This is a genomic window from Asaccharospora irregularis DSM 2635 (assembly GCF_900129815.1).
In the GTDB taxonomy this organism is placed as follows: domain Bacteria; phylum Bacillota; class Clostridia; order Peptostreptococcales; family Peptostreptococcaceae; genus Asaccharospora; species Asaccharospora irregularis.
The window spans coordinates 1-6,464 of the sequence record NZ_FQWX01000058.1 but is presented as its reverse complement, the minus strand read 5'-3'; the positions used below and the strand labels follow the sequence as shown (position 1 = coordinate 6,464).

Here is a 6,464-nt window from a genome sequence, read left to right as displayed (position 1 = left end):
ACGAATAATTCCCTTCGGGGAAATTCAACCAGCTAAACATAGAACTATTACTGATGGAATGATACGCTATTTTTCGGGTATAGGATCTCTAAGATCACCCAGGGGGGATACATCTATCCTCTATTCAGTAAAGATTATACTATATTTGTCAAAGTTGAATCATCCATTAGGGAGAATTTTAATAGAAAACAATTAAAGAAATGAATTAAGATCCGATAGGATTTTATACAAATTTAAAAATTAAGAAAAGTTGTTAATGTTCGTTAGATTATTAGAAAGTTTTCTATCAAATGTTACAACTACATTATACAAGGGGGGGTTATGTGAAAAAAAAGTGGGCTTTGCTGGGTATTATAACTCTAGGTATGTTCATAATCATAATAGGGTGTCAACGAAGAGAGTCCACAAAAGAAGAAGTATATAAAGAATTTCAAGATAAAATTTCTACCATGAATTATTATAGGTGTATTGCAGATGTTGAGGTAGTAGGGAACAAGACACCTAGCAAGTATTCTTTGATTCATACTTACAAAAAACCAGATAATTATAAATTGGAAGTAGTATACCCTGAAAATTTAAAGGGTAAAAGTATGGAGTATAGGAATGATAAAATATTAATAAAGGATAAATCTATAAAAGACACGGTAGAATTACCAAACATAGGAAAAAATAATCAGTATTTATTTATTGGCGATTTTATAAAAAATTATCTTCAAAATGAGGGAGTAGATATTAGATTATCAAAGGGGAAGTTAGTGTTAAGCACAGATATACCTGGTGAGAATAAGTATTTTAGTAAACAGATATTATATGTAGATATCAAGGCTAAGAATCCAGAAAAAATGGAGATAGTAGATGATAAGGGTATTTCTCGATTCATAGTTAATTACAGGGACTTTGATTACAAGAACTAAGGGGGACTAAAGAAATGTCACAGCAATTAACATCGCCAACATGGGCGGAGATAAATCTAGATAATATAAAGAGTAATTTAAATAATATAAAAAGTTTATTAAATGAAGATACTAAGGTTTGTGGAGTAGTAAAAGCTAATGCATATGGTCATGGAGCAGTAGAAGTTGCAAAATTATTAGAAAAAGAAAATGTAGACTATTTAGCGGTCGCTAGGTTAGAAGAAGGCTTAGAACTTAGACAAAACAAAATAACACTTCCAATTTTATGCTTAGGATATATTTCAAATGATAGTATAGAAAACGCAATAAAGAATAAAATAACTATGACAGTTTATTCGTTGGAAATAGCGAGAGAAATAAATGATGTCGCTAGAAAATTAAACACGATGGCGTTTATTCATATAAAAATAGATACCGGAATGAGAAGGATAGGGTTTGATTCTACTGAGGAATCAGTAAAAGATATATTGAATATAGCTAAGTTAGAGTTCGTTAGCTTGGAAGGAATGTTTACTCACTTTGCTACAGCCGATGAGGTTAGTAAAGAATTTACTTACAATCAGGCAAGCAGATTTAAGTTTATATCAAATAGGCTTAAAGAAGAAGGGATAGATATCCAAATAAAACATGTATCTAATAGTGCGGCTGTTATGGATTGTTCAGATTTAAGGCTTAATATGGTTAGATGTGGAATAATACTTTATGGTCATTATCCTTCTGATGAAGTTCTAAAAGAAAGAATAAAACTAAAACCCGCCATGAGACTAAAAACAAAAGTTGCACACATAAAATATGTAGACCCAGGTGTAGGTATAAGTTACGGATTGAAATATACAACTAGTAAAAAAGAAAAAATAGCTACTATCCCTATTGGATATGCTGATGGGTTTACTAGAATCCAAAAAAATCCAAAGGTATCAATAAAAGGTCAATTATTTGATGTAGTTGGAAGAATATGTATGGATCAATGTATGGTAAAAATTGATAAGAACATAGACATAAAAGTTGGCGATGAGGTTATAGTATTTGGAGATAGTGGCTTAACAGCAGAAAGTATCGCCAAAGATTTAGGAACTATAAATTATGAAGTGTTATGCATGGTAGCAAGAAGAGTAGACCGAGTTTACATGGAAAAAAATGAAATTTTACAAATAAATAGTTATTTGATAAAATAAAAATGATAGTATATACCCCTGGGAGGCGATTTTGTGCATAAAAAAAGTAAAGAAAAAATAATATTTACTTTACCAGATTCCCTTATATCTGAAGTTGATAGTATAGTTCAGATGGAAAATAGCAACAGAGAAGATTTTGCAAAAGCTGCTTTTCAACTCTATATAACCCAAAAAAAGAAGATTGACTTAAAGGAATGCATGATTAAGGGTTATAAAGAAATGGGTCAAATCAACCTGTCATTAGCTGAACTAGGAATGACAAACGAAGTATCTTCCGATGATAATATCGAAGGGAAGATTGCCCAAGGTGAATATTAACCTGGATATAAAACGAGGAGATTTGTATTATGCTGATTTAAGTCCGGTTGTTGGATCTGAACAAGGTGGGATTAGACCTGTTTTAATAATCCAAAACGATATAGGAAACAAGTATAGTCCTACTGTAATCATAGCAGCTATAACATCTCAAATCAACAAAGCAAAATTGCCTACTCATGTAGAGATAAGTGCTAATGAGTATGGGCTTAACAAGGACTCTGTTATCCTCTTAGAACAAATAAGGACCATAGATAAAAAGAGGATAAGAGAAAAAATAGGGTGTCTAGATGAAAATGTTATGCTAAAGGTGAATAATAGCTTACAAATAAGTTTGGGATTATTCACTGTTTAAAATTATTGGTATTTTAAAATATCAATAATTTTTTTTACCTATTTTAATATTAAAGATAGATAATTTTAATATTAAAATAGCTTAAAAAATTTTGAAGAATATTATATATATCCTAAATAAATGGGAAATGTTATATATATAACAATTAGTGAATTTGGCTATATAGGGTATTATAACTATACATTTAGATAACTCACTTACAAAATTTAGTAATACGAATATTAGAGTGGATATTTTTGATTAATTATAGGCTTAATTTAAAATTTAAGGCAAAAAGTCAAATAAAAGTGATATAATAATATGGAATTGGTATTAAAATAAACACGGGTAGTAATTTTTACTTGAAAACCAGGGAGGTAATTACATGAGAGACCATAAAGGATTAAATGAGATTACGCGTATCATAAGAAGAGACATCGTGTCTATGATACATGGAGCTAAATCTGGACATCCAGGAGGATCATTATCAGCTGTAGAAATACTTACAGCCCTTTACTTTGATGAGATGAATGTAGATCCAGAAAATCCTAAGATGGAGGATAGAGATAGATTTGTATTATCAAAAGGGCATGCGGCACCAGTACTATACTCGGTTTTAGCTAATAAAGGATACTTCGATAAAGAAGAGTTAAAAGGCTTGAGAAAAATCGGAAGAATGTTACAAGGACATCCTGACATGAAGGGAACTCCAGGGGTAGAGATGTCTACGGGATCACTAGGACAAGGGTTTTCAGCTGCTTGCGGAATGGCAATGGCATCTAAATTAGATAATGCACCTTGGAAAGTATATACTTTACTTGGAGATGGAGAAGTTCAAGAAGGTATAGTTTGGGAAGCTGCAATGAGTGCTGCACATTACAAGCTTGATAATATGGTTGCATTTTTAGATTATAATGGTCTTCAAATAGATGGAGACGTATCAAAGGTAATGAACATAGGGCCAATAGTTGACAAATTTAAGGCTTTCGGATGGAATGTTATAGAAATAGATGGTCATGACTTTGATCAAATATTTGCAGCTTTAGATATGGCTAGAGAGACTGTGGAAAAACCTACTATGGTAGTTGCAAAGACTATAAAAGGTAAGGGAGTATCTTTCATGGAGGATCAAGCAGGATGGCATGGTTCAGCTCCAAGTGATAGCGACCTAGAAATAGCATTAAAAGAACTAGGAGGTGTTGATAATGAGTAAGATAGCAACTAGAGAAGCTTATGGAAAGGCATTAGTTAAATTAGGACAAATTAATGATAATGTTGTTGTTTTAGATGCGGATTTATCAAAATCTACTAAAACAAATGATTTTTATAAAATGTTCCCAGAAAGATTTTTTAACATGGGAATAGCGGAGCAAAACTTAATAGGGGCGGCTTGCGGTCTATCAACTGCAGGTAAAATTCCTTTTGCAAGTACTTTTGCTATGTTTGCTACAGGTAGAGCTTTTGAAGTAATAAGAAACTCTGTATGTTACCCTAAATTAAATGTTAAGGTTTGTGCTACTCATGCAGGTCTTACAGTAGGTGAAGATGGAGCATCTCATGAGAGTGTAGAGGATATGGCAATAATGAGAGCTATACCAAACATGACGGTTTTAGTTCCTGCAGATGGTGTAGAAACTGAAAAGATGATATTTGAAGTAGCTAAATACAATGGTCCTGTATATGTTCGTCTTGGAAGAAGTGCAGTTCCTGTATTATTTGATGAAAATTACAAGTTTGAAATAGGAAAAGGATCAGTTGTAAGAGATGGAAATGATGCTACAATAATAGCATGCGGAATAATGGTAAATGAAGCTATATTAGCTCATGAAGCATTAAAAGAAGAAGGAATAAATGCTAGAGTTATAAATATGTCTACTATAAAACCTATAGATAGAGATTTAATAATAAAAGCAGCTGAGGAAACAAAGGCTATAGTTACAGCTGAAGAACATAGTATAATAGGTGGGCTTGGATCTGCAGTAAGTGAAGTTGTAGGAGAAGAGTGCCCTGTTATAGTTAAGAAAGTAGGAGTTAAAGATACATTTGGTGAATCTGGAACACCTGCTGAATTACTTAAAAAGTATGGATTAACAGCTGAAGAAATAGTGAATGCTGTTAAAGATGCAGTAAGCAAAAAATAATATAAATATAAAATAATATAAATATAAAATAATAGTACTATTATTTTAATAGAAGGTCAGTTACATTTTTGTAGCTGACCCTTTTGATTTATTTTATTTAGATTTTTTACAAGCAAATGAAGTAGGTATAACTTTCAATATAGCTACACTCTGGGCTTGTTTTTCATTAAATGTGAAATCTTGTCCTGTTTGATGGTTCATTATCAAACTTAAGGCTTTGCATTTTTCATTTGGATTTTCTACAAACTCAACTTTTCCATCACCGATTATGCTTTCAAACGCATATCCATATTTACAGGCTGAAGTATCGGATATTAATCTGTGTTCGCAGTCCATTTCAAAACAGATATTATTATTTGATTTTAAAATATTAATCTTTCTACCCTCCTTGGCACTATGAAAATATAGTGTTAGACTATCGTTCTCGAAAGAGTATCCGAAGTTTAATGGAACTATATACGGCTGTGTACCATCAATCATAGCAATTCTAAAAACTTTACACTTTTTTACAGTTTCTAGTATTTCAAAGTTATCTTTAATTTCCCTATCTTTTCTTCTCATAAATAATCCCCCTTAGATATTAATACTTATGTATTAATACTTATTTTATCATGTGTCAGGTAGTATAAAAATAAATTTTAAATTTATTGCAAAAAATATCTTCTAAGACTAGGGTTTGTTTCATATATATTTGTATATGATTTATTTGTAGTTTTATATATATGGGGGGATAATTTTGAATATAAAATTTAATATTAAAGGGGTAATATACGGTGCTATAGCTTTAGCACTTATAGTAGGAGGGTTTATATTTATACCTAATATGTTTATGGAAAATTCTAAGCCAGTAGATTACACAATAATGCAAAGGGATGCAATTCCAGAAAAAATACTGGACATGATGGGCAAATATACAAATGAGGAAAGAGCCTTAGCAGCTAAACTAGATAATAAGATATATGTAATAGTAACAAGAAATAAAGATGAAAATTGTGGGATAGAAATAGAAAAAATAGAGTCTTTAAAAGAAGAGGATAAAAATGTAATGAGGGTGACAATTAAATATAGAGAAAAAGAAAAATCATATCCTTACATAGTGGCAGAAACTAATCTCGACGAATTGCCAGATAAGATAGAATTAAATTCCATAAAAGAAGACAAATAAAACTTTTTAAATTATACATAAAATTATTTTGAGTTATCATTTTAAGCTATATTATTTTGTTTGATCTAGAATTACATAAATTAGATTTAATCTTGAAGGGGCTGTCGCATCAGTGATAATTAAATTACTGAGCGAAGCTCCTTTTTCTATGTTAAATATCAAATTTATAAAAGGATAAATTAAACTTTTCCATTATACCCTAAAAATTGCATAAAAAATATAGGTATCGGGATACCATTTTTAAAAATTTCATATTCAAAAAATTAGGCAACATTTTTTGTTGAATATAGATATGTTCTACACTTTCCATTTTTAATTTTATTATGAAATTTATTTACATTATGAGCCATGGCGATTAAAATACATTCTGCTAAAATGTTACTTTTGCCTTTACATAAAAATCTTCTAAATTCCATATTT

Annotated in this window: 9 protein-coding genes; 8 read left to right on the top strand and 1 reads right to left on the bottom strand. The window is 30.6% G+C overall.

The annotated features are described in order from the left end of the window. From BUB34_RS13450 to BUB34_RS12480, 7 genes are all read left to right on the top strand, one after another. Nucleotides 1-196: hypothetical protein (locus BUB34_RS13450; RefSeq protein ID WP_207647852.1), on the top strand; the 196-nt coding region annotated here is incomplete at its 5' end. Between the two features lie 127 nt (nucleotides 197-323). Then, nucleotides 324-914, top strand: a complete 591-nt coding sequence (gerS, locus tag BUB34_RS12505; protein ID WP_073127764.1) for a germination lipoprotein GerS — start codon at nucleotides 324-326, stop codon at nucleotides 912-914. Nucleotides 915-928: 14 nt separating this feature from the next. Then, the gene (alr, locus tag BUB34_RS12500) at nucleotides 929-2,089 is read left to right on the top strand and encodes an alanine racemase (protein WP_073127762.1); all 1,161 of its coding nucleotides are present in this window, start codon (nucleotides 929-931) and stop codon (nucleotides 2,087-2,089) included. A gap of 33 nt (nucleotides 2,090-2,122) precedes the next feature. Beyond that, nucleotides 2,123-2,407: a ribbon-helix-helix domain-containing protein gene (locus tag BUB34_RS12495; protein WP_073127759.1), complete on the top strand. Its 285-nt coding sequence runs from the start codon at nucleotides 2,123-2,125 to the stop codon at nucleotides 2,405-2,407. After that, nucleotides 2,367-2,759 carry a type II toxin-antitoxin system PemK/MazF family toxin gene (locus tag BUB34_RS12490; protein WP_278276718.1) on the top strand — a complete coding sequence of 131 codons (393 nt, stop codon included), beginning with the start codon at nucleotides 2,367-2,369 and terminating at the stop codon, nucleotides 2,757-2,759. The genes BUB34_RS12495 and BUB34_RS12490 overlap by 41 nt, the downstream gene beginning before the upstream one ends. Nucleotides 2,760-3,123: 364 nt before the next feature. Then, nucleotides 3,124-3,951 carry a transketolase gene (locus BUB34_RS12485; protein WP_073127757.1) on the top strand — a complete coding sequence of 276 codons (828 nt, stop codon included), beginning with the start codon at nucleotides 3,124-3,126 and terminating at the stop codon, nucleotides 3,949-3,951. After that, on the top strand, nucleotides 3,944-4,879 hold the full coding sequence (locus BUB34_RS12480) for a transketolase family protein (RefSeq protein ID WP_143153394.1): 936 nt from the start codon (nucleotides 3,944-3,946) through the stop codon (nucleotides 4,877-4,879). Before BUB34_RS12485 ends, BUB34_RS12480 begins: the two co-directional genes overlap by 8 nt. Nucleotides 4,880-4,972: 93 nt before the next feature. Here BUB34_RS12480 and BUB34_RS12475 read toward each other — a convergent pair whose 3' ends face one another. After that, nucleotides 4,973-5,440, bottom strand: coding sequence for a pyridoxamine 5'-phosphate oxidase family protein (locus BUB34_RS12475; RefSeq protein WP_073127756.1), 468 nt, complete (start codon nucleotides 5,438-5,440; stop codon nucleotides 4,973-4,975). Nucleotides 5,441-5,615: 175 nt separating this feature from the next. Here BUB34_RS12475 and BUB34_RS12470 point away from each other — a divergent pair, with 175 nt between their 5' ends. Continuing rightward, nucleotides 5,616-6,044: a hypothetical protein gene (locus BUB34_RS12470; protein WP_073127754.1), complete on the top strand. Its 429-nt coding sequence runs from the start codon at nucleotides 5,616-5,618 to the stop codon at nucleotides 6,042-6,044. The last annotated feature ends 420 nt before the right edge of the window (nucleotides 6,045-6,464 follow it).